Annotated in this window: 15 protein-coding genes; 9 read left to right on the top strand and 6 right to left on the bottom strand. The window is 69.7% G+C overall.

The window, feature by feature from the left end:
- The first annotated feature begins 60 nt into the window (after nucleotides 1–60).
- Complete coding sequence (locus HW566_RS08930) at nucleotides 61–1,962, top strand: beta-glucoside-specific PTS transporter subunit IIABC (RefSeq protein ID WP_178012186.1); 1,902 nt, start codon at nucleotides 61–63, stop codon at nucleotides 1,960–1,962.
- Complete coding sequence (locus HW566_RS08925; protein ID WP_178012184.1) at nucleotides 1,959–3,425, top strand: glycoside hydrolase family 1 protein; 1,467 nt, start codon at nucleotides 1,959–1,961, stop codon at nucleotides 3,423–3,425. The genes HW566_RS08930 and HW566_RS08925 overlap by 4 nt, the downstream gene beginning before the upstream one ends.
- A gap of 102 nt (nucleotides 3,426–3,527) precedes the next feature.
- On the opposite strand, the gene argG is transcribed toward HW566_RS08925, so the two are convergent.
- The 3 genes from argG to HW566_RS08910 all read right to left on the bottom strand — a co-directional run bounded on the left by argG (nucleotide 3,528) and on the right by HW566_RS08910 (nucleotide 11,441).
- Entirely contained in the window at nucleotides 3,528–4,961 is a 1,434-nt protein-coding gene (argG, locus tag HW566_RS08920; protein WP_178012182.1) for an argininosuccinate synthase, read from the bottom strand.
- 190 nt (nucleotides 4,962–5,151) lie between these two features.
- Nucleotides 5,152–8,049 carry a TIM-barrel domain-containing protein gene (locus tag HW566_RS08915; RefSeq protein ID WP_218621619.1) on the bottom strand — a complete coding sequence of 966 codons (2,898 nt, stop codon included), beginning with the start codon at nucleotides 8,047–8,049 and terminating at the stop codon, nucleotides 5,152–5,154.
- Between the two features lie 26 nt (nucleotides 8,050–8,075).
- A complete protein-coding gene (locus tag HW566_RS08910) occupies nucleotides 8,076–11,441 on the bottom strand; it encodes a TIM-barrel domain-containing protein (protein ID WP_178012180.1) in 3,366 nt (1,121 codons plus the stop codon).
- A 205-nt stretch (nucleotides 11,442–11,646) separates the two neighbouring features.
- Between HW566_RS08910 and HW566_RS08905 the strand changes: the two genes are divergently transcribed.
- The 7 genes from HW566_RS08905 (at nucleotide 11,647) to HW566_RS08875 (ending at nucleotide 19,647) form a co-directional block, all read left to right on the top strand.
- Nucleotides 11,647–12,846 carry an ROK family transcriptional regulator gene (locus HW566_RS08905; RefSeq protein WP_218621618.1) on the top strand — a complete coding sequence of 400 codons (1,200 nt, stop codon included), beginning with the start codon at nucleotides 11,647–11,649 and terminating at the stop codon, nucleotides 12,844–12,846.
- Nucleotides 12,843–13,793, top strand: a complete 951-nt coding sequence (locus tag HW566_RS08900) for a carbohydrate ABC transporter permease (protein ID WP_218621617.1) — start codon at nucleotides 12,843–12,845, stop codon at nucleotides 13,791–13,793. The genes HW566_RS08905 and HW566_RS08900 overlap by 4 nt, the downstream gene beginning before the upstream one ends.
- Entirely contained in the window at nucleotides 13,786–14,601 is an 816-nt protein-coding gene (locus HW566_RS08895) for a carbohydrate ABC transporter permease (protein ID WP_178012177.1), read from the top strand. The genes HW566_RS08900 and HW566_RS08895 overlap by 8 nt, the downstream gene beginning before the upstream one ends.
- 39 nt (nucleotides 14,602–14,640) lie before the next feature.
- On the top strand, nucleotides 14,641–15,888 hold the full coding sequence (locus HW566_RS08890) for an ABC transporter substrate-binding protein (protein ID WP_178012175.1): 1,248 nt from the start codon (nucleotides 14,641–14,643) through the stop codon (nucleotides 15,886–15,888).
- A 63-nt stretch (nucleotides 15,889–15,951) separates the two neighbouring features.
- Nucleotides 15,952–17,118, top strand: a complete 1,167-nt coding sequence (locus HW566_RS08885) for a glycoside hydrolase family 15 protein (protein ID WP_178012174.1) — start codon at nucleotides 15,952–15,954, stop codon at nucleotides 17,116–17,118.
- Entirely contained in the window at nucleotides 17,115–19,385 is a 2,271-nt protein-coding gene (locus HW566_RS08880) for a glycoside hydrolase family 31 protein (protein ID WP_178012172.1), read from the top strand. The genes HW566_RS08885 and HW566_RS08880 overlap by 4 nt, the downstream gene beginning before the upstream one ends.
- A gap of 64 nt (nucleotides 19,386–19,449) precedes the next feature.
- Nucleotides 19,450–19,647: a hypothetical protein gene (locus HW566_RS08875; RefSeq protein ID WP_178012170.1), complete on the top strand. Its 198-nt coding sequence runs from the start codon at nucleotides 19,450–19,452 to the stop codon at nucleotides 19,645–19,647.
- A gap of 103 nt (nucleotides 19,648–19,750) precedes the next feature.
- Here HW566_RS08875 and HW566_RS08870 read toward each other — a convergent pair whose 3' ends face one another.
- The 3 genes from HW566_RS08870 to HW566_RS08860 form a co-directional block, all read right to left on the bottom strand.
- Complete coding sequence (locus HW566_RS08870) at nucleotides 19,751–20,587, bottom strand: MetQ/NlpA family ABC transporter substrate-binding protein (protein ID WP_178012168.1); 837 nt, start codon at nucleotides 20,585–20,587, stop codon at nucleotides 19,751–19,753.
- Between the two features lie 108 nt (nucleotides 20,588–20,695).
- Nucleotides 20,696–21,439 (bottom strand): methionine ABC transporter permease, encoded by a 744-nt coding sequence (locus HW566_RS08865; RefSeq protein WP_178012166.1) that lies wholly within the window; start codon nucleotides 21,437–21,439, stop codon nucleotides 20,696–20,698.
- Nucleotides 21,436–22,440, bottom strand: a complete 1,005-nt coding sequence (locus tag HW566_RS08860; RefSeq protein ID WP_178012164.1) for a methionine ABC transporter ATP-binding protein — start codon at nucleotides 22,438–22,440, stop codon at nucleotides 21,436–21,438. Before HW566_RS08860 ends, HW566_RS08865 begins: the two co-directional genes overlap by 4 nt.
- Nucleotides 22,441–22,566 lie beyond the last annotated feature (126 nt).

Below are 22,566 nucleotides of genomic sequence, written 5' to 3'. Positions count from 1 at the left end.
GTTCTCGGCGCGCTCAGGGACCCCCGCGTCAGCCGCTCATCACCACCGAGAGAGATCCTCATGTCCTACGACAAGGATGCTCGCGCCATCATCGACGGCGTGGGCGGTGCCGACAACATCGTGTCGGCCTACCACTGCATCACCCGGCTGCGCTTCACCCTGCGCGACAACACGCTCGCCGACGCGACGGCCCTGACCGCCGTGCCGAGCGTCGTCGGCGTCAACGACACCGGCGGCCAGTACCAGGTCATCGTCGGCGACAGAGTGCCCGACGTCTTCGCCGCCGTCGCCGCGGTCGAACCCCGCCTGGGCGGCGAGAGCGCGGCCCCCGCGCCGCGCCAGAAGCTCAGCCAACGCTTCTTCGACTTCATCGGCGGGGTCTTCGCCCCGCTGCTGCCCGCGATCGCCGGCGCCGGTCTGCTCAAGGGCATCCTGGCGCTGCTCGGCTTCGCCGGGTGGATCGACGCCACGTCCGACACGGCGCTCGTCCTCAACGCGATCGGCGACGCGGTCTTCTTCCTGCTGCCGGTCCTCGTCGCGATGACCGCGGCCCGCAAGCTCGGCGCCAACCAGTACGTGGCCGTGGCCATCGCCGGCGTGCTCATCTACCCGGCGCTCGTGACGGCACTCGCCTCGGGCGAGGCCGTCGACTTCCTCGGGATGCCGGTCACGGCGACGACCTACTCGTACACCGTGATCCCCAGCCTGCTGGCGATCTACCTGATGTCGTGGGTCGAGCGCGGCCTCAACCGCATCATCCCCCGCGTGGTGCGGATGATGGTCGTGCCGCTCATCACGCTCGTCGTCGTGGCCCCCGTGACGCTCATCGTCCTCGGACCCCTGGGCTCGTTCGTCGGCAACGGCGTCTCGGGCGGCATCAACTGGGCACTCGAGAACGGCGGGCCGCTTGCCGGCGTCGTCATCGGCGCGCTGCTGCCCCTCATCATCATGACCGGCATGCACTACGCGCTCGTGCCGTTCATCCTGACCAACCTCGCGCAGGTCGGTGCCGACAAGTTCCTGCCCCTGACCTACATGCAGAGTTTCGCGACGACGGGCGCCGCCCTCGGCGTGGCGATCCGCGCGAAGTCGAAGACCCTGAAGTCGCTCGCCTTCTCGACGACCTTCACCGGGCTCATGGGCGTCACCGAGCCCGCGCTGTACGGCCTCATCGTGCCGCTGCGCCGCCCGCTGATCGCCACCATGATCGGAAGCGCCGCCGGTGGCGCCGTGAGCCTCGGCCTCGGCGTCAACGCCTACGTTCTCGCGGGCAACAGCGGCATCCCCGGCCTACCCGGTCTCGTCGGGGCGACCTTCGGCTGGGCCATCGTCGGCATCGTGCTCTCGTTCGTCGTGTCGGCCGTGCTGACGCTCGTGCTCGGCTTCGACGAGTCGGCGTACGCAGCCGCGGCCACGAACGCTCCCGTCGCCGCGGGCACCGCGCCCGCCGCATCCGGCCCCGCGACCCCCGGCAGCGCCGCAGCGACCGGCGCCACCGTCTCGGTCATCGCGCCCGTGGCCGGCGAGATCGTCCCCCTCGCGACCGTCCCCGACCGTGTCTTCGCCGACGGGGTCATGGGCCCCGGCGCCGCGATCGCGCCCACGGCATCCGACGTCGTCGCCCCGATGGCCGGCACCGTCGTCGCGCTGTTCCCGACCAACCACGCCTTCGGCATCCGCGGCGACGACGGCGTCGAGGTGCTCGTGCACGTCGGCATCGACACCGTCGCCCTCGAGGGACGCGGTTTCACCGCGCACATCGCCCAGGGCGACCGTGTCGAGGCGGGGCAGCGCGTGCTCACCGTCGACTTCGACGAGGTCGGCCGCACGAAGGACACGTCGGTCATCGTCGTCGTCACCGAGGCTGCGGGCACCGATCTGCGCGACCTGCGGACGGGTGCGGTCACGGCGGGCGACCCGCTCTTCGCGATGCAGCCCGTCGCTGCGGAGGTGAAGCGATGAGCGCCGTGTTCCCCGATGACTTCCTGTGGGGCGTCGCCTTCGCCGCGAATCAGGCCGAGGGCGCGTACGACGCCGACGGCAAGGGGCTCTCGCAGGCCGATGTCGTGCCGTTCGGCAAGGACCTCGACTACGTCGACCTGCACGAGGCGATGAGCCCGTCGCCCCAGCGCATCCGCGTCGCGGCCGCCACGGCGGGGACGTCCGGGTACCCCAAGCGCAACGGATCGCTGTTCTACGAGAACTGGGAGGGCGACGTCGAGCTCTTCGCCGAGCTCGGCATCCGGGCGCTGCGCATGTCGATCGCGTGGACCCGCATCTTCCCGAACGGGGTCGAGTCCGAGCCGAACGAGGCCGGTCTCGCCTTCTACGAGCGGCTCTTCACGCGCCTGCGAGACCGCGGCATCGAGCCGGTCGTCACGATGTCGCACTACGAGATGCCGCTGCACCTCGTGACCGAGTACGACGGCTGGGTCGGTCGCGAGGTGATCGGCCACTTCGAGCGCTACGCGCGCACGATCGTCACGCGCTACCGCGGCCTGGTGAGGTACTGGCTCACGTTCAACGAGATCAACACCACGACGATCGAGCCGTACACCGGCGGCGGCGTGGTCGATGACACCGCTCTCGGCGACCGCACCCGGCGCGCGCATCAGGCGCTCCACCACCAGTACCTCGCGAGCGCGCTCGCCGTGCGGCTGGTGCGCGAGATCGACCCCGAGGCGCAGGTGGGATGCATGCTGGCGCGGATGCTGCACTACCCCGCTTCAGCCGATCCGCGCGACGTCCAGCAGGCCCAGCACGACAACGACATGAACCTCTCGCACACCGATGTCCAGGTACGCGGCGCGTACCCGGGTATCGTGCGACGGTTCTGGCGCGAGAACGACATCGAGGTGCGGATGGAGCCGGGCGACGAGCAGGTGCTCGCCGACGGGACGGTCGACTTCCTGTCGTTCAGCTACTACATGACGCTCGTGTCGGCTGTGGAGCCCGAGAAGTACGGCTCCACCGGTGGGAACCTGTTCTCCACGATCAAGAACCCGCACCTCGAGACCTCGGAGTGGGGGTGGCACCTCGACCCCGTCGGCATCCGGATCGCGCTGACCGACCTGTGGACGCGGTACCAGGTGCCGCTGTTCATCGTCGAGAACGGGCTGGGCGCGAGCGACACGGTCGCGGACGACGGCTCCGTCGACGATCCCTACCGCATCGACTACCTGCGCCAGCACCTGCGGCAGGTGGCCGAGGCGGTCGCAGACGGCGTCGAGCTGATGGGGTACACGAGCTGGGGCGGGATCGACATCGTCAGCGCCTCGACCTCGCAGATGACGAAGCGGTACGGGCTCGTGCACGTCGACCTCGACGACCACGGGAACGGGACCGGTCGGCGCACGCCGAAGTCGAGCTTCGCCTGGTACCGCGAGCTCATCGCGTCGCGCGGAGCGCTGCTCGACCGCGACTGAGCCGCGACTCGGCGGGCTGTCGCACGCCGCGCATGACGCGACCCGCCGCGTCCGGAACGATCGGATGCGGCGGGTCGCGGTGCACGTGGGCGGGCCGCCGGGTCAGTCGGCGCCGAAGTCGAACGAGGCGGACTCGCCCGCGGCATCCACCTTGTCGGCGAGGGCCTGATCGGTCGGCTCGACGTTGCCGGTGATCTCGGCGGCGCCGCCGCGCTCCATGTCGCCCACGAGCTCGGCCGTCGGACCGCCGATGAGGCCGATGCCGACGTAGTGCTCGAGCCGCGAGCGCGAGTCGGCGATGTCGAGATTGCGCATCGTGAGCTGGCCGATGCGGTCGGTGGGGCCGAAGGCCGAGTCGCCCACGCGTTCCATCGAGAGCTTCTCGGGGGAGTACGACAGGTTGCGGCTCTCGGTGTTCAGGATCGTGTAGTCCTCGCCACGGCGCAGGCGCAGCGTGACCGTGCCGCTGATCGCCGAGCCCACCCAGCGCTGGATCGACTCGCGCAGCATGAACGACTGCGGCTCGAGCCAGCGTCCCTCGTACATCAGGCGGCCCAGGCGGCGACCCTGCTCGTGGTAGGTGGCGAGGGTGTCCTCGTTCAGGATGCCGTTGACCAGACGCTCGTAGGCGATGAACAGCAGCGCCATGCCCGGGGCCTCGTACACACCGCGGCTCTTGGCCTCGATGATGCGGTTCTCGATCTGGTCGCTCATGCCGAGACCGTGGCGGCCGCCGATGGCGTTCGCCGCCATGACGAGCTCGACGATGTCGGAGTACTCGGTGCCGTTGACGGCGACCGGGCGGCCGGCCTCGAAGGTGATGGAGACGTCCTCGGTCTCGATCTGCACCGCCGGGTCCCAGAAGCGCACGCCCATGATCGGCTCGACGATCTCGAGCGAGACGTCGAGGTGCTCGAGGGTCTTGGCCTCGTGCGTGGCGCCCCAGATGTTCGCGTCGGTCGAGTACGCCTTCTCGACGGAGTCGCGGTACGGGAAGCCGTGCGCGACGAGCCACTCGCTCATCTCGGTGCGACCGCCCAGCTCGGTGACGAAGTCGGCGTCGAGCCACGGCTTGTAGATGCGCAGTGCGGGGTTGGCCAGCAGGCCGTAGCGGTAGAACCGCTCGATGTCGTTGCCCTTGTAGGTGGAGCCGTCGCCCCAGATGTCGACGCCGTCCTCCTTCATGGCGCGCACGAGCATCGTGCCGGTGACGGCGCGGCCGATCGGCGTCGTGTTGAAGTAGGTGCGTCCGCCCGAGCGGATGTGGAAGGCGCCGCAGGCGAGGGCGACGAGGCCCTCTTCGACCATCATCGGCTTGCAGTCGATCAGGCGCGAGCCCTCGGCGCCGTACTGCAGCGCGCGGCCGGGGATCGAGGCGATGTCGTCTTCGTCGTACTGTCCGAGGTCACCGGTGTAGGTGAAGGGGACGGCGCCCTTGTCGCGCATCCACGCGACGGCCACGGAGGTGTCGAGACCCCCCGAGAAGGCGATGCCGACGCGCTCGCCGACGGGCAGGGACTGGAGGACCTTGGACATGGGGTCAATCCTACTGAGAGGGTGGTGAGCCGACGTGCCGGGTCGATCGGCGGGGGGAGGGCGATGCGCGCGCACCAACTCCTCAGATCCGGGCGCGAGGCCCGGATGGGCTCGGGGCTGGCCTCGCTGCTCGGATGAGGGATCACGGGGCGGGTAGGAGGTAGGTCCTGCCCGCCGGTCACCGTCGGGCTCAGAAGGCGCCGGTGGTGATCCCCGCCGATCCGGACGGCGGTGTGTTCAGGACGTTGTTCCCGCCGGGCTCCCACGCGTCCACCGTGAACGGGTCGTTCTCCTGCCGCTTGATGCATTTCCACTCGATCGAACTGGAGGGCGGCAGCGCCTCGATGACGCCGGTCCACGTCGGGTAGCCGCTCGGCTCGAGCTTGATCGCGCCGGTGGGCGACCAGTTACCGAGCTGCGGGATGCCGCCGACGACGTAGACCGACTGGCCGAACGTCGTCGTGGCGTTCTCGCAGGCGAAGGTGGCCCACACCGGCTGCTCTCCGAGCATGAAGGCGAAGGTCTTCGCATCCGACACCGAGCCGCTCGCCGACTTGGCGATGACGGTGCGGCCTCCCGCGTTGTACCAACCGCTGGCGGCTGCATCGAAGGCCGCCTTGTTCGCGTGCTCGACGAGCTGGGTCCCGCCGAGGGTCACGGCCGACGCCTGCGTGCCATCGGTGACGAGCTCGACGACGGTCGACCGAGACGAGGGGGCGCCGGAGTACGTTCCGGATGCCGGATCGACGGTGACGGTGGCCACACCACCGGCCAGCTGCTGCGAGATGCGCGTCGTGCGCACCGCGCCGTCTTGGTACGCGGTGGTCGCGCCGTCGTCCTCGTAGAGGGTGAACTCACTCGCGTCGCCGTCGGCGTAGACCGTCGTGATGAGCTCGTCGCGGACGGTGCCGTCGGACCGGGCGCCGGTGATGTCCTTCGTCTCGCCGTCGACGAACGCCTTCGGGATGATCGCTCCCGACCGCGCGTACGCCGGCAGGGTGAACACCCCGCCGCGCCACAGCGGGACATCGGTGATCCACTGCCCCGAGCTGGCGATGCGCTCGTTCGTGTGCAGATCGACCCAGTCGCCGGCGGGAAGGTAGACGTCGCGTTCGCGCTCGCCCTCACCGGCGACGATGGCGACCATGAGGTCGCGGCCGAGCATCTTCTGGTGCCCCATCTCTCGCACGTTCGCGTCGTCCTGGTAGTAGTAGACGAGCGGCGGCGCGAGCGGTTCGCCGTACCGGTTCGCGCGGTGCGCGAGCGAGTAGTAGTACGGCGCGAGCTCGTAGCGGCGCACCAGGTTCTCGCGGTTGCTCGCTTGGTCGCCGATCCCCGCAGGGCTCGTCTCGAGGCAGTTGCAGAGGTTCTCGGTGTGCGGACGCAGCGGTGTGTCGAACCAGGCGCTGTCGGCGAACCACTGCGTGTAGAGCTCATCGGCATCGGCGTCGAGCATCTCGCGCCGGAAGCCGCCGACATCCGACCCGTAGTAGTCGATGCCCGACATCGACATGTGCATCTGCGCGTTCTGCTGCGACGCGAGGGCCTTCATCGTCGAGCCGATGTCGGCCGACCACATCGCCGTTCCATGGCGCTGGATGCCGCCCGCTGCGGCGCGCGAGAGGAGGAACGGCCGGGCGTCCTCGTCGTTGCGGGCGTAGCCGTCGGCGATGCTCTGCGCCCAGAGCAGGTTGTAGGCGTTGTGGTAGTCAGCGTGCGCGTGCTTGCCGGGCAGGATGCCCGCGGTCCAGTCCCCGGCGTCGTACATCTCGGGCTCGCCCAGGTCGAGCCAGTGTCCGGTCACGCCCGCGTCGACGAGATGCTGCCGCTGGCCGTCGTGCCAGGCCGCGCCGGCGGCCGGCTGCGTCCAGTCGATCATCCCGCCGGTGCCCCACCACGGGTTGCCGGTGAGGTAGACCGGCGCGCATGTCGCACAACCAGCGCGCACGAGGTGGCCGGCGGCGGCGAGCTCGCCGTGCTCGGGGAGGTTGCGGCCGATGTACGACTCCTCGATCGGGATGATGCCGACGCCGTCCGCGGCGAGGGAGGCGATCTTCGCGGCGGGGTCTGGGAAGCGTGAGGTGTCCCAGTCGAGCGATCCCATGCGGGTGTCGTCGGAGTTCGCGGTCACGCCGCCGAACCACTGCACGTCGAGCATGGCACCGTCGACGGGGAAGTCGGCGTCACGCAGAGCGGAGATCGTGTCGTCGACCTCGTTCCAGTCGTCGTAGCCGAACTCCGACATCCACAGGCCGAAGGCCTTGCGCGGCGGCACCGGGGGTGTGCCGGTGAGCTCCATGTAGTCCTGGCGCAGATCGGGGAGGTCGTCGCCCGCCATGAGGTACCACCGCAGCTGGTCGCCCCACGTCCGCATCGTCCAGGGGTCGCCCATCAGGTTCCACTCCTGCTTGTAGAGCTGGTCGACGAACAGTCCGTAGTTGGCCCCGGCGGCGCCGACGGCGAACAGCACGGGGATCTGGGTGTTGCCGACGGGCCCGTTCTCGGGATCGAACACCATGGCGTTGCCGTAGGTGCCGCCCGGCGTGCGCGTGCGGCCGACCCAGTCGCCGTCGGCGCTGGCGCCGGTGAAGAACTGCTGGCCGAGGCCGTAGGCGTTCTCCATCACGCCCTTTGTGATGTCGAGTCCCTTCCACGCCTGGCCGAAGTCGGCAGGGCACGCCTCGTGCAGCACGAGCTCGGGGCTGCGTGCGATGTCGACCGCGGTGACGCACAGGTCGCCCGGGTCGACCTCGATGCGCAGTGCCGCGGTCTCGATGCTCGACCCGGCACGGGAGTAGACCTCGGGCCCGGCGTAGTCGTTCTTATCGACCTGCGGGGTGGTGAACAGGGCCGACCCGGTGCCCGGCGGGGTGCCGCCGCCAGCGAGCTCGAAGTGCACGAGGTCGTCATCGAGAACCTCGACGATGAGGTAGCTCGAACCCGACGTGAACTGCTCGCGCTGTACCCCGAGCGGCGCTGCCACGGCAGGGTCGGACGCCGACCATCCGGCGACGCCCGAAAGCACCGTAAGGGTCAGCGCGCCGGTCGCGATCATGGCGGCCGGGCGCCGCCGGGACTGCGTTGTCATGTTTTCCACCGTTCTGATCGGCTGGCTCAGCGCGCCAGCACGAGGTTGTCGAGGTTGATGCCGCCTGCGCCGCCGGGTCCGTACTCGATGCGCACGGTGTGCCGGCCCGGGGTGAGGGATGTCGAGATACCCGCCGTCCCCCACTGCGACCACGAGCCTGTCGGCGCGAGCGTCAGGTCGCCGAGCGAGACGCCGTCGACGCGGATCGTTCGCGCCGCCCCCGTCGGCGCACCGTTTCCGTAACGGAACTGCAGCTGGTGCGTGCCCGCCTGCTCGGCCCACACGTCGAACTCCACGGCGTCGCCGGTCGTCGCGAAGCCGTCGACGAAGCCGGTGCCGGTGTATCCCGGGTGATCGGTATTCGTCGTGACGGCCGTGTGCTGCGCGAACTCCGCTTCGTATGCGGCCTTGTCGACGCCCGTCAGCGACACGACGCGAGCGGTGGTCGCAGCCTCGATCTTGACGGAGGTGAGCTGCAACTGCGGGTCCCAGTACCAGCCGCTCGTCGCCGCGGCCAGGTCGCCGAGGGAGCCGATCGGACTCACCGCCGTACCGCCGACCGAGACGCCGCCGGGCCGGGTGCCCGAGACCTGGTAGGTGGCGGTCGTCGTCAGCGGGGGCGCCGTGATGTCGACGGTGCGCGCCACGCGGTCGGCGCTGACCTCGATCGTGCGGCGGGCGTCGGCGGAGTCCTCGAAGTAGTCGTACGAGCTCGACTCTGCCGGGTACACCCTGAACGCCAGGTTGTCATAGGCGTCGACGTCGTTGCCGATCGTTCCGCCGAGCTCGTACGCATCGTTGAGGTTCAGGGGCACGACGGCCCCGGCGCGCGCGTAGACCGGGATGCCGTCGAGGCCCGCGCTGTACTGCTTGACACCGTCGCCGAGGGCACGTCCGCCGTTCCAGAAGTCGTACCACTCGCCCTCGGGCAGGTACACGTCCTTCGTGGTCTGGCCCTGCGCCGTGATGGGTGCGACGAGCAGCTCGGAGCCGAACATGTACTGCTGGTCGTAGCCCGCGGCCGCGGCATCCTCGGGAAACGCCAGGCTCATCGCCCGCATCATCGGGATGCCCGTCCGCGAGCTCTCGTCGGCCGCGGTGTAGAGGTAGGGCACGAGGTTCATGCGCACGTTGGCGAACTTCGCGAAGGTGGGGACGACGCTCGGGTCGCCGGTGCGCGCCTGGACATTCCAGGGGGTTCGGGCCTCGGACGGGCTCGGGTCGGCCTTCTCGGAGTGGTACTGCATGATCGGCGAGAAGGTGGCCTGCGCCGTCGAGCGCAAGTAGAGCTCGGCGCTCGGGAACGAACCGGTGAAGCCCGCCAGATCCCATGCCCAGAACGGCACGCCCGACTGTCCGGCGCTCTGTCCGGCGCGGACCGCCTCTTGGAAGGCGCCAAAGGTCGAGGCCTGGTCGCCCGCCCAGAAGATCGACGAGCTCTGCCCGCCCGTGGTCCCCGCGCGGCTGAAGATCGTGCCGTCGCCGCTGGTGGCCTGCTGCACGACCGCGTTGTACGCCGAGGTGTACTCGTTCGGGTAGGCGTTGTGCATCTCGTCGCCGCGGCGGCCGTCCGACACTTGGAGGTCACGCCCGAACAGCGCCTCGCTGCCGTCGGTCTTGAAGCCGTCGACGCCGATCTCGTCGAGGAGGTACTGACGCTTGCTCATCCACCACGCCGTCGCGGCGGGGTCGGTGAAGTCCGGCACGGTGCTGTCGCCGAACCACTGCCCGGTGGGGATGCGGTACGGCTGGCCCGAGCCGTCGTCGACGAGGTAGCTCTGCGCCGTCGCGTGGGCCCGGTCATTGAGGTGCTGCTGCGGCGCGGTCGCGGGGTTCGACGTGAAGTTCTCCTTGAGTACGGGGATCTGCCACAGCAGCACCTTCACGCCCTGGTCGTGGGCGTCGGCGACCATCTGTCGCGGGTCCTGCCAGGCGCCGCCCGCGGGGAAGGTGAGGTCGTCGTACGACAGGGCGTCGCCGCCCGCCGTCGGGGTGTACTGCGCATCCTTCCAGAGGTAGAAGGTCGCCTCGTCGCTCCACTGCTCGAGCACGAGCACGCTGTGCGGGATCTGCGACGACTCGACCTGACCGAGCCACTCGTCGACGTCGGCCTGGGTGTTCCATTCGTTCGCCGAGCCCCAGAGGCCGAACGCCCACTTCGGTGGGAGCAGCGGCCGGCCGGTGTCGGCGGTGTAGTCGTCGAGCACGGCGGCCTGGTCGCCGCTGAAGAAGCTGTAGCCGAGGGTCGAGTCGAGCGCGCCGCCGGTATCGACCGTGAAGCCCGCCATGTCCGACCGGTGGGTCGCCAGGTTGAAGATCGCGTACCGCGTCGTGTCGAGGTGGATGCCGTAGCCGGCCGAGTTGACGAAGAAGGGGGCCGAGTAATACGTCCGCCGTGTTGCACCTTGGTCCTGGTACTGGTTGTAGACGTAGTTGTGCACGTCGGTGCCGCGGTGGTCGAGCCCGTCGTACCTCTCGCCGAAGCCCTCGAAGCGCTCGCCGGTCGGTGAGAGGAAGTGGTCCTCGATCTTCGTGACCGTCGACGATCCGTCGCTCGCCCAGCCGATGTTGCGGAACTGCGTCGGGTCGTACTGCCGGGTGATGAGGGTCGTCCCGTCGCTTTCGTAGACCGAGAGCCGGTACGGCGCCTTATCGATGCGCAGCACGATCCGGTCGGTCGAGATCGTGACCTGGGTCGCCGCGTCGTCGACGGTGTAGTCGGTCAGACCGGCGAGATCGAGGCCCGAGCCGGTGGGGGAGATCTGCGTGTCGAATCCGTCGAGACGCGGAAAGGCAAAGCGGATGCGGGGCGTGAAGTCCCCGGCGCTGTCGCCGGTGACGATGTCGACCGATGTGCCGTTGTCGAGCACCGAGGTCACGTCGGTGACGGAGCTCCATGAGGTCACCGTGAACGAGAACGGGCCGATGTCGCGCTGACCGGCGCCGTTGACGTCGGCGTGCACGGTGTACTCGACGCGGTCGCCGCGGGCGAACTCACCCAGGTCGATCTTCCAGTACGTGTTGTTGCCGGAGTTGTGGTCCCAGGCCGCGCCGCGGGGCGTCTGGTCGACTCCGTTGAGCTTCCACGTGATCCACGCCGACTGACCAGGCGCCACCGGCCAGGTCGTGACATTGAGCTGGACGTCGTCGCCGGCCATCGGGTCGCGGGGGGCCCGCTCGGTCGGCTCCGTCGCGTAGAGCTCGTCGGCGCCGTAGGGCGAATGCCAGACCCCGTCGAGGGTGTTCGCGCGCGCCGGGGCCGCGGAGAGCAACGCCAGAACGAGGCCCGCGATGAGTGCGATCGCCAGGCCGGCCAGGCGACGAGAAGCCGCCGGTGTGGGATGCGGGGCGGCGCCGGCCGCGACGACGCCGATAGGCGAGTGGAAAGACATGGAGACCCCTTTGTTCACGCATGTATTTAGTGAGCAATATGGCGTTTCCCGTTCGATCCGTCAAGACCCCCGCCAGCAACGAGCAAGGGGGCAAAGAGTCGAGATCGCTCCCGAGAGTGATTGACATCGCTGCGACGCCCGCTCTACTTTTACTTCAGCACTGAACTAAGGGGTTCCGTTGTCCGCATCCACTGCCCGAGCAGATGTGACACGTTCGGCCGTTCTCGCCTACATCGGCGGCAACGGGCCCACGTCTCGCGCCGATCTCGCCCGCGAGCTCGGCGTTTCACCCGCGCTCATCACGCAGCACACCCGCCAGCTCATCGCCGACGGCCTCCTGATCGAGCTCGACCACAGCCCGTCGCAGGGCGGCCGGCCGGCGCGCCTGCTCGGACTGGTGTCCGACGCCGGGCGCGCGATCGGCGTCAAGGTCGTCGCCGACCACATCACCGCGGTCGAGGTGGGCATCGACGGCTCGGTGGCCCGATCGGCGACCGAGCCGTTCAACGCGGCATCCGGCACCGCCATCACGCGGCTCGGCGCGATGCTGCGCACCTTCATCGACGGGGGATCGGGCGCGCCGCTGCTCGGGATCGGCGTCGGGGTGCCCGGCAACGTCGACGAGCAGGCGGTCGGCACGGTCGACTCGACGCAGCTCGGCTGGCAGCGCGTACCGCTCGGTGAGGCCCTGCGTCGCGAGCTCGACCTGCCCGTGCTGGTGGAGAACAACGTCAACGCCCTCGCGATCGCCGAGGCCCTGCACGGACAGGCCCGCGGCCACGACAACGTGCTCGTGATCACGATCGGCACCGGCATCGGCGCCGGCCTCATGGCCGACGGCCGAGTGCTGCGCGGCCGCAGCGGCGGTGCCGGCGAGGTCGGGCACGTGCCGGTCGAAGAGGACGGACCGCTCTGCCAGTGCGGCGGGCGCGGCTGCCTCGAGGCGATCATCGGCCAGAGCGCGCTCGTCGATCGGGCCCGCGAACGCGGACTGATCGGCGTCGACGCGGGCGTCTCGGCCTTGCGCGCGCTCGCCGACGGCGGCAACGTCGCCGCGCAGCAGCTCTTCTCGCACGCGGGCCACCTTCTCGGCCGTGTACTGGCCGGGGTGGTCAACCTCGTCGACCCCGAGATCGTGATCATGCTCGGCGAGGGTATCGAGGCGTGGAGCCACTGGTCCTTCGGATTCGAGCCCGCGTTCCGGTCAGGACTGATCCCCCGCAACCGCATGGTGCCCGTCGCGGTGGAGACCTGGCAGGACGATCGATGGGCTCAGGGCGCCGCGGCGCTCGTGCTCTCGACGCCGTTCGACGCGCAGGGGCGATCGGGCGAGCAGGGGCGTCTCGTGCGCGAGCGCATCGCCGTGCCGAGGTCGTCCGACGACGTCCGGGACGGTGGGCGATGACTCTCGCGCCGGGACGCGCACCCATCGCGATGCCCGACACGGCACCGCCCGCCGCGTCGCCGCGTCGTCGTCGCCGCGGACGGGGCCGGTACGCGCTCATCGTGCTCGCGTTCCTTCTGCCGAGCGCCGTGCCCCTGGCGATGTTCACCATCTATCCGATGTTCGGTGCGCTCTGGACGAGTCTGCACCGGTGGAACCTTCTCGCACCGATGCAGTGGGTGGGTCTCGACAACTACGTCACCCTCATCCAGGACCCCGGGACGCGGCGGGCCTTCGCCAATACGCTGTACTACCTCGTGGGCTATCTCCCTCTCGTCTACATCGGGGGCCTCGCGCTGGCGTTGGCTCTCAACACGCGTTTCCGCGGTCGTGACCTGCTGCGCGGGGTCTACTTCCTCCCCGTCGTGACCAGCTGGATCGTCGTCGCGCTCGTCTGGCGCTGGCTGCTGAACCCATCGGTCGGCATCGTCAACGCCGCGCTGGCCGTCATCGGGATCGAGGGCCCCGGATGGTGGACCGATCCGCTGTGGTCGATGCCGTCGATCATCCTGGCCTCGGCCTGGAAGGACCTCGGGTTCGTCATGATCATCCTGCTCGCCGGGCTCCAGGCGATCCCCACCGAGATGTACGAGGCGGCCAAGGTCGACGGTGCCGGTCCCTGGCGGCGTCTGTTCAGCGTCACCCTGCCGCTGCTGTCACCATCGACGTTCTTCGTCGTCGTGATCTCGCTGATCAACGGCTTCCAAGTCTTCGACCAGGTCTACGCCATGACGGGCGGTGGCCCGGCGGGGTCGAGCACCGTCGTCGTCCAGCAGATCTACGACCTCACCTTCCGGTACGGGTCGGCGGGGGAGGCGTCCGCGCTGTCGTGGATGCTGTTCACCCTCGTTCTGGGGGTCACCGTCATCCAGATCATCGGCCAGCGCAAGTGGGTGACCTATGCGTGAGAAGACCAAACGCTCGCTCCTCGTCCTGGTGCTCATCGTGGGCGCCGCGATCATGTTCTTCCCCTTCCTGTGGACCCTGTCGACGTCGCTCTCGCCGGGAGCGGGGCTCGATGCGACACCGCAGCTCGTTCCCGACGACCCCTCGATCTCGGCGTACCAGACCCTGTTCGCCGAGCTCCCCTTCGCCCGGATCATCCTCAACTCCCTCGGTCTTGCCGTCGCGACGGCGGTCTTCCAGCTGGTGACGAGCTCGCTGGCCGCCTACGCCTTCAGCCGGCTGCCGTTCCGTGGCCGCGGGTTCGTGTTCGCCCTCTATCTGGCCACGATGATGATCCCGATCCAGGTGCTCATCGTCCCGCTGTTCGTTCAGATGCGGGACCTCGGCCTCGTCGACACCTATCTCGGCGTCCTGCTTCCGGGTATCGCGAGCGCGTTCGGGGTCTTCCTTCTGCGCCAGGCCATGAACGCCGTGCCGCGAGAGCTCGACGAGGCGGCGACGCTGGACGGCGCGGGGCACTTCCGCATCTTCGGCACCGTGGTGCTCCCGCTGGTGGGCCCGACGCTCGCGACGCTCGCGGTCTTCTCCTTCATGAACAGCTGGAACAGCTTCCTGTGGCCGCTCATCATCCTGCGCTCGAAAGAGCTGCAGACCCTGCCGCTCGCGCTCGCCGGGTTGCAGGGGCAGTACACCACCGAATGGGACGTCATGATGGCCGGTTCTGTCGTCAGCATCCTCCCGATGCTCGCCATCTACGTCTTCGCCCAGCGCTACGTCATCCAAGGCGTCGCGAGCAGCGGCATCAAGTGACCGTTCCCCCACCTGCACCGACTATCGAAGGAGATACTCATGAACCGCACAGCCCGCGGGGTCACGATCGGCGCCGTCGCCGTCGGCGGCCTCATCCTCACCTCGTGCGCCGGGGGCGCGGCCCCCGGCGACGACGGCGACGTCACCATCACCTACTCGAACTTCATCTCGGCGGGCGGCAACGAAGACAATCTGACGAAGATCGTCGAGGCCTTCGAGTCCGAGAACGAGGGCATCACCGTCGAGGTGAAGACCCTGCCGTACGCGGACTATTTCACGGCCCTCCAGACCGATCTGGCCGGCGGCACGGCGTCGGATGTCTTCGACATCGAGTTCGCGAACTACGCGGCGTACCAGCAGAGCGGTGTGCTCGCTCCGCTGGACGACGTCGATACGGGCGCCTATCAGGCGTCGCTGGTCGACGCCTACGCGACCGACGGTACGTCGTACGCGCTGCCGAGCTCGTTCTCGAACGTCGTCCTCTTCTACAACGCCGACCTGTTCGACGCGGCCGGCCTCGAGTACCCGACCGCGGACTGGACATGGGAGGACGAGCAGGCGGCGGCGGAGCAGCTGACGGATGCCGGCGCCGGAGTGTGGGGCGACTATCAGCCGATCAGCTACCACGAGTACTACAAGGCCGTCGCTCAGGCGGGCGGCGAGTTCCTGAGCGATGACGGCACCGCGGTCGGGTTCACCTCGCCTGAGGGGATCGCGGCGGCCGAGTGGCTCATCGGCAAGAGCGGCTCCACGATGCCCACCGCCGAGCAGGGGGCCGGAACACCCGACTTCGACAGCGGGCTCTTCTCGTCGGGCAAGCTCGCGATGTGGCACAGCGGCATCTGGATGTTCGGCTCCCTCGCCGACGCCGATTTCTCGTGGGACATCGCCGTAGAGCCCGGAGACCAGCAGCATGCGAGCGCGTTGTTCTCCAACGCCGTGGGTGTGTCGGCGGGTTCGAAGCACACGGATGCTGCAACAGCCTTCGCCGAGTTCCTCACCTCCTCCGCGACCACGGTCGAGACGCGGCTCGAGGCGGGCTGGGAGCTCCCCCCGATCGCCGATCAGTCCGAGCTGGCGGCCTATCTCGACATCACGCCGCCGGCGAATCGCCAGGCGGTGTTCGATTCGCTCGAGAACGTGGCCCTGGCGCCGTCGATCGGCGACGGGCAGGCCGAGATGCAAGACATCGTCACCGAGGAACTGACCGAGGCCGCCGCGGGACGCAAGACCGTCGAGCAGGCACTCGCCGACGCGGAGCAGCGCATCACGCCCCTCCTCGGCTGACCCCACCACCGGGGGCGAGGCGCGCTCTCGCCCCCGGTCCCCCGCGAATCCGGAATAGGAACCATGACCATCTCTTCACGCGTCGACCTCCACGCGCTCCTCGATCGATCTCGAACCGTCATCACATCGCTGCAGGAACCGAACGGCGCTTACCCCGCGTCACCGACCTTCTCGGCCTACCGGGGATACTGCTGGTTCCGCGACGGATCCTTCATCGCCGACGGTGCCTCAGCCGCCGGTGAAGCGGAGTCGGCGACGGCATTCTTCGACTGGTGCGCGATGGTGATCGGCCGTCATGCCGAGCGCATCCGCGACATCGTCGCCGCCGCGTCGGCGGGAGCTCCGCTGCCGGACGACCGGATGCTGCCCGCGCGTTTCACCTTCGCGGGCGAGCTCGGTGTCGACGAGTGGTGGGACTTCCAGCTCGACGGCTACGGCACGTGGCTGTGGGCCGCGGCCGACCACGCCGCGCGGCACGACCTGCCCGTCGAGCGGTGGGCCGACGCGGCGGCGCTGACGGTGGACTACCTTCTGAGCTCGTGGGAGCGCCCCTGCTACGACTGGTGGGAGGAGCACAGCGAGCACGTGCACGTCTCGACCCTCGGGTGCATCGCGGCCGGGCTCGAGGCGGCGGCGCGATCGGGCCTCGTCACGGGCGAGCGGGCGGATGCCGCCCACGCCGGCGCCGAGCGCGTGCGCGACCGCATCCTCGCGAGCGGAGTCGCCGAAGGACACCTCACGAAGTGGCTCGGCACCGATGCGGTCGACGGCAGCCTCAGCTCGCTGATCGCGCCGCTCGGCGTCGTGGCGCCCCAGTCGGGGCTCGCCGCGGCGACCCGTGCGGCGCTGACGACCCAGCTCGAGAACGGCGGTGGGGTCTACCGCTTCACGGCCGATACGTTCTATGGCGGGGGCCGGTGGCCGCTGCTGTCGTGCTTCCTCGGGCTGTCGTATGCCGCGGCGGGCGACGAGGCCGGGGCCCGCCGCCTGTTCGCGTGGGCGGTCGGTACGGCCACGGACGACCAGCTGCTCCCCGAACAGGTCGACGGCGAGCTGCTCGCACCCGAGCGCCGGCAGGAGTGGATCGAGCGTTGGGGCCCGGTGGCGACGCCGTTGCTGTGGAGCCATGCCATGGTGCTCCGCCTCGCGGCCGAGCTCGGTCTCGTCGGCGCGGCCGGCGGTGTCGTCAATGCCGGCGCGGGCGCGCGTCGGGCGGCGGTGGCCTCGTGATCCGGCACCGTCCGTCAGGATCGGGGCATCCGTACGCCGACGACACCGAACAGCGCAGTCCGGTGCAGCCCGTCGCGGGCGAGCCGCTGCGGCTGGGGGTGCGCACCTCCGGCGCCGTCGACGGCGTCGTGCTTGAATGGCGGATCGACGACGGTCCCGTAAGCACCGTCGCGCTCCGCCCCGTCGTGCGCTCGTCGCGCGGACAGGCCGTCGACGGCGGCCACTTGGCCTCGGCGCAGGCACGCCTCTCCCGCACAGCGGGCGGCTGGCAGACCGAGCTCGTCGCACCCCCGGCGGCCACGACGATGCGGTACCGGTTCGTCGCGAGCCGGTCGGAGGGAGCGGGATCGCCCGAGTCGACGAGGTGGTTCTCCTGCCGCTCGGCGGCCTGGCGGGCGGCCGAGCCCGACATCCTCGTCGTCGATGCGGGTGCGCGCGGCGGCGCTTCACGCCCCGGCGCGCCGAGTCCCATGCTGGTCGAGGTGCTCGACGACGGCGAGCGGCTGCACCGCGTGCGGTTCGCGCTCGCGCTCGCCCCGGGCGAGCATGTGACCGGATTCGGCGAGCGGTACGACGCGCTCGATCACCGCGGCGCGCACCTCGACTCGGTCGTGTTCGAGCAGTACAAGAGCCAGGGCGCCCATCGGCGCACCTACCTGCCCATGCCGTTCGCCCACATCGTCGGCGGAACGGGATGGGGGCTGCACGTGCGCACATCGCGGCGGGTGTGGTTCGACATCGGAGCGAGCGACCCCGACCGTCTCGTCATCGAGGCGGAGGTCTCGGCCGCATCGACCGACACCGGCATCCTGTCGCTCAGCCTGTACACGGGATCGCCGCGTGACGTGCTCGACGCCTTCGCGACCGAGACCGGGCGCCCGCGCGAGCTTCCCGACTGGGTCTTCGGGCTGTGGGCCAGCGGCAACGAGTGGAACACCCAGGCCGAGGTCGAACGGCAGATGTCGTTGCACCGCGAGCACCGAATCCCGGTCCGCAACGTCGTGATCGAGGCGTGGAGCGATGAGAAGACCTTCACGATCTTTCGCGACGCCCAGTACGAGGTGCGCGCCGACGGCGGACCGATGTCGCTGCGCGACTTCACGTTTCCCGCCGAGGGCGCGTGGCCCGACCCGAAGGGCATGGTCGACGACCTGCACGCCCACGACATCCGTGTGCACCTGTGGCAGATCCCGCTGATCAAGCTCCGGCCCCACCCGACCGGCCAGGCCGCCGCCGACGCGCGCGCCGCCGTCGACGCCGGGGTGCTGGTGCGCGAGACCGCGCCCGACGGGTCGCTGCGGCCCTACCGCAACCGCGGCTGGTGGTTCCCGCTGTCGCTCATGCCCGACCTGACTGACGAGCGCGCCGCGGCCTGGTGGACCGAGAAGCGCCGCTACCTCGTCGAAGAGGTGGGCATCGACGGATTCAAGACCGACGGCGGCGAGCACGCGTGGGGTGAAGACCTTGTCTTCCTCGACGGCACGCGCGGCGACGAGGCCAACAACCTCTTCCCGGTCGCTTACGCCGCGGCCTACGGACGGCTGCTCGAATCGGCGGGCAAGGCGCCCGTGACCTTCAGCCGCGCGGGCTTCACCGGCTCGGCAGCGCACGGTGCGTTCTGGGCCGGAGACGAGAACTCCACGTGGGAGGCGTTCCACTGGTCGATGATCGCGGGGCTCTCGGCAGCGGCATCCGGCATCGTCTACTGGGGCTGGGACATCGCGGGGTTCTCGGGCCCGATCCCCGACGCCGAGCTGTACGTGCGGGCGATGGCGGCGAGCGTCTTCGTGCCGATCATGCAGTACCACTCCGAGTTCAACCATCACCGCACACCGTCGGCGGACCGCACGCCGTGGAACATCGCCGAGCGCACGGGCGATCTTGCGGTGATCGATGAGGTGCGTGCTCTGGTCGAGCTGCGCGAGCGTCTCGTGCCCTACCTCGCCGCGGCGGCGCGGCGCGCCGTCAGCCAATCCGTTCCGCTCATGCGGCCGCTGTACTTCGACCATCCGCAGGATGAGCAGGTGTGGCAGCATCCGGTGCAATGGATGCTCGGTGACGGTCTACTCGTCGCCCCCGTGCTCGAGCCGGACGCGCGCTCCTGGGGGGTCTACCTGCCCAGCGGTGACTGGGTCGACGTGTGGACCGGGCGGACGATCACCGGCGGCCGCGTCGTCGAGGTCGACGTGACCGACCGTTCCGTAGTTCCGGTCTTCGCGGTCGCCGACCGTTGGCCGGGTCTCGAGGCCGTCTTCCACGCCGAGTGAGCGGGGCGGTCTCGCAGACGCGTGCCTAGCCGCCCGGATCGCGGCTCGCGCGAGAATGGCTGCGATGGCGGACCTCATCCCGCTCGTTCTCGTTGTGCTCAGCGTCATGCTCGCGCTCGGCGTGCTGATCCTGCGGTGGAGACGCGCGGGGGCCCGTGCGCGGGGAGGCGACGTCGGGATCGGGGTCGCCTCTGTGATCGCCCTCGCCGGCGCGTACCTCGCGTTCGGGGTCATCGACGGCGGGGCGGACGCCCAGCACTAACTCCTGCAATCCGACCGCTACCGGGGGCTGTGGCGCGGATTCGGCCGCGGGCGGCGCCGTTTTGCAGGAGTTAGTGCGCCCGTGGCGTCGCACCCCGCCCGGCTCAGTCCTCGGTGACGGGAACGACGAGGCCGCCCCAGGTCTCGTTCTCGAAGTCGGCGACCTCGGCCGAGGTCAGCAGGTCGTAGAGCGCGGCGATGCGGGGATCCTCCTTCAGGTCCGGACGCGTGGCGAGCACGTTGTAGTACGGGCTTCCCTCGCCTTCCGTCAGGATCGCCTCGTCGGCCGTGAGGCCGGCGGGCAGCGCGAAGCTGATGGTCACGAACGCGGCGTCGACGTCGGGCACGGCCTGCGGGAGCGTGGCGTTCTCGATCTCCTGGAACTCGAAGTCACGCGGGTTGTCGGTGATGCCGGTGAGGTCGACGACGTCGTCGGCGACCTCGATGAGGCCTTCCTGCGCGAGCAGCTTCAGCGCGCGTCCCTCGTTGGTCGGGTCGTTCGGGATGGCGATCGTGGCGCCGTCCTCGAGGTCGTCGAGGCTGTCGACCTTGTCGGAATAGAACGCCGCCGACGGCAGGTATGCCTCTCCGACGCTGATGAGGTCGGATCCGGTGTTGCTGTTGAAGGTCTCGAGGAAGGTCGAGTTCTGGAACAGGTTGGCGTCGATCGACCCGTCGACGAGCGCCGTGTTGGGGGTGTTGTAGTCCGTGAACGGCACGAACTCGATCGTGAGTCCCAGCTCGGCGGCACCGTTCTCGGCGATGTGGTTCAGGATGTCGCCGGCGGGCGTCTGCAGTGCGCCCACCTTGATCGTCCCGAGGCTGTCGCCGTCACCGGAGCCGGCGTCTGCGGTGTCGGCGGAGCTGCCGCAGCCTGCCAGCAGCAGGGCGGCCGAGGCGACGGCGGCGACGAGGAGCGGGGTGCGTGCGGTGCGAGACATGGAGGAGTCCTCTCGGGGTGCGGAACGGATGCGGTGCGGAACGGATGCGGTGCGGAACGGATGCGGTGCGGAACGAGTGCGGAACGGATGCAGCGGCGGTGCGGTGATTCAGGAGGCCGGTGTGGCGGCGTGTGCGCGTCGTGCGGCGCGACGGGTCGCCGGGCCGCCGCGGGGCGACCGCCGGGCGAGCCGCCGGGCGCCCCAGCTCGCGAGGCCCTGCAGCACCATCACGATGGCGAAGATGACGACGATGACGCTGATGATGTGGATCCAGCTGTACTGCTGGTAGCCGTAGCGGATCGCGACGTCGCCGAGACCGCCCCCGGCGACGGTGCCGACCATCGCCGAGAAGTTGATGATCGAGGTGACGGTCGTCGACAGTCCCAGCAGCATCGCGGGCGCGGCCTCGGGTAGCAGCACCTTGGTGACCAGTTGCCACCGGCTCGCCCCGAGGGATGCCGCGACTTCGAGCAGACCGTCATCCACCTCCTTGATCGCGATCTCGACCATGCGCGCGAAGAACGGGATCGCCACGACCGAGAGTGGCACGATCGCGGCGGTGGGGCCGATGAAGGTGCCGACGATCAAGCGCGTGAACGGGATCAGCGCGACCATGAGGATGATGAAGGGAACCGAGCGACCCAGGTTGACGACGAAGTCGAGCACCCGGTTGACGACGATGCCCGCACGACGCGAGCCGAACGGCGACGACAGGAAGCGTCCCTGCTCGGTGCCCACCAGCACCACGCCCAGCGGCAGGCCGATCACGATCGTGGCGAGCAGGGCGACGCCGACCATGTAGAGCGTCTGGCCGGTGGCGACCAGCAGCAGGCTCAGAAGCTGCTCGTTCATGCGGCATCCCCCGTCTGGGTCGAGCCGGCGGCGCGCAGGACGTCGACGATCAGCCCCTGTCCGCGCAGGTCGGCGATGACGGCGGATGCGGCTTCGGCGGGTACCTCGAGACGAGTCCGCCCCGCCTGGGTGCCGGCGATCTGCTCGACGAGGGCGCCGAGCAGCGAGACGTCGACCTCGTGGTCACGGGCGATGCGCGCGATCACGGGTCGGTCGGCCGTTCCGCCGGCGAAGGTGATGTCGATCACGGCGGCACGCGGATCGGCGCCGGCGGGGATGGGGCCGAGGGGGAACAGCTGCGAGGTCAGTCGGGATCCCGGGGTGCGGATGACGTCGGTCAGGCGACCGCTCTCGATCACGCGCCCCTGCTCGATGAGGGCGGCGGAGTCGCAGGTCGACTTCACGACGTCCATCTCGTGGGTGATGAGGAGCACGGTGAGGCCGAGCTCGGCGTTGATGCGGCGGTAGAGGTCGAGGATGGCGGTGGTGGTCTCGGGGTCGAGCGCGCTCGTCGCTTCGTCGGAGAGGAGCACACTCGGGCCGGCGGCGAGAGCGCGTGCGATGCCCACCCGCTGCTGCTGGCCGCCCGACAGCTCGTGGACGGACGCGTCGCCGCGGTGTCCCAGGCCGACGAGGTCGAGCATCTCCTGCGCGCGCGCCCGCCGCTTGGCGGCCGAGGTGCCGTCGAGCTCGAGTGCGAGCTCGACGTTTCCCCGCACCGAGCGGCTACCCAGCAGGTTGAAGCGTTGGAACACCATGCCGATGCGCCGCCGCGCCGAGCGCAGGTCGCCGGTGCCCAGCGCGGTGAGGTCGGTGCCGTCGACGACCACGCGACCGGAGTCGGGACGTTCGATGAGGTTCACCAGTCGGGCGAGCGTGCTCTTTCCCGCGCCGCTCTGCCCCACGATGCCGTAGATCTCGCCCGTGGGGATCTGCAGCGAGACGTCGTCGACGGCCGGGATGCCGCCGTACGTCTTTGACACATGCTCGAGCGCGATCACGATCGGGCCTTTCAGGTCTCGGCGCCGCCGAGTGCCGACGGTCCCCCGAGTGTCGCGGTAGGGACCGGCCCCGGTCGAATCCGCGTTACCCCAGATGTCGCCGCCGGTTGCGTTCCGGCGGCGAGA

The sequence above is a fragment of the Microbacterium oleivorans genome (assembly GCF_013389665.1).
Classification (GTDB): domain Bacteria; phylum Actinomycetota; class Actinomycetes; order Actinomycetales; family Microbacteriaceae; genus Microbacterium; species Microbacterium oleivorans_C.
The sequence above is the reverse complement of the archived record's forward strand: the minus strand, read 5'-3'. Positions and strand labels throughout refer to the sequence as shown.

Coding starts and splice junctions, on each gene's coding strand:
- argG (WP_178012182.1), bottom strand. CDS start 4,961: ATGTCCAAGGTCCTCCAGTCCCTGCCCGTCGGCGAGCGCGTCGGCATC.
- HW566_RS08875 (WP_178012170.1), top strand. CDS start 19,450: ATGGCGGACCTCATCCCGCTCGTTCTCGTTGTGCTCAGCGTCATGCTC.
- HW566_RS08865 (WP_178012166.1), bottom strand. CDS start 21,439: ATGAACGAGCAGCTTCTGAGCCTGCTGCTGGTCGCCACCGGCCAGACG.
- HW566_RS08925 (WP_178012184.1), top strand. CDS start 1,959: ATGAGCGCCGTGTTCCCCGATGACTTCCTGTGGGGCGTCGCCTTCGCC.
- HW566_RS08885 (WP_178012174.1), top strand. CDS start 15,952: ATGACCATCTCTTCACGCGTCGACCTCCACGCGCTCCTCGATCGATCT.
- HW566_RS08895 (WP_178012177.1), top strand. CDS start 13,786: ATGCGTGAGAAGACCAAACGCTCGCTCCTCGTCCTGGTGCTCATCGTG.
- HW566_RS08910 (WP_178012180.1), bottom strand. CDS start 11,441: ATGTCTTTCCACTCGCCTATCGGCGTCGTCGCGGCCGGCGCCGCCCCG.
- HW566_RS08930 (WP_178012186.1), top strand. CDS start 61: ATGTCCTACGACAAGGATGCTCGCGCCATCATCGACGGCGTGGGCGGT.
- HW566_RS08870 (WP_178012168.1), bottom strand. CDS start 20,587: ATGTCTCGCACCGCACGCACCCCGCTCCTCGTCGCCGCCGTCGCCTCG.
- HW566_RS08900 (WP_218621617.1), top strand. CDS start 12,843: ATGACTCTCGCGCCGGGACGCGCACCCATCGCGATGCCCGACACGGCA.
- HW566_RS08890 (WP_178012175.1), top strand. CDS start 14,641: ATGAACCGCACAGCCCGCGGGGTCACGATCGGCGCCGTCGCCGTCGGC.
- HW566_RS08915 (WP_218621619.1), bottom strand. CDS start 8,049: ATGACAACGCAGTCCCGGCGGCGCCCGGCCGCCATGATCGCGACCGGC.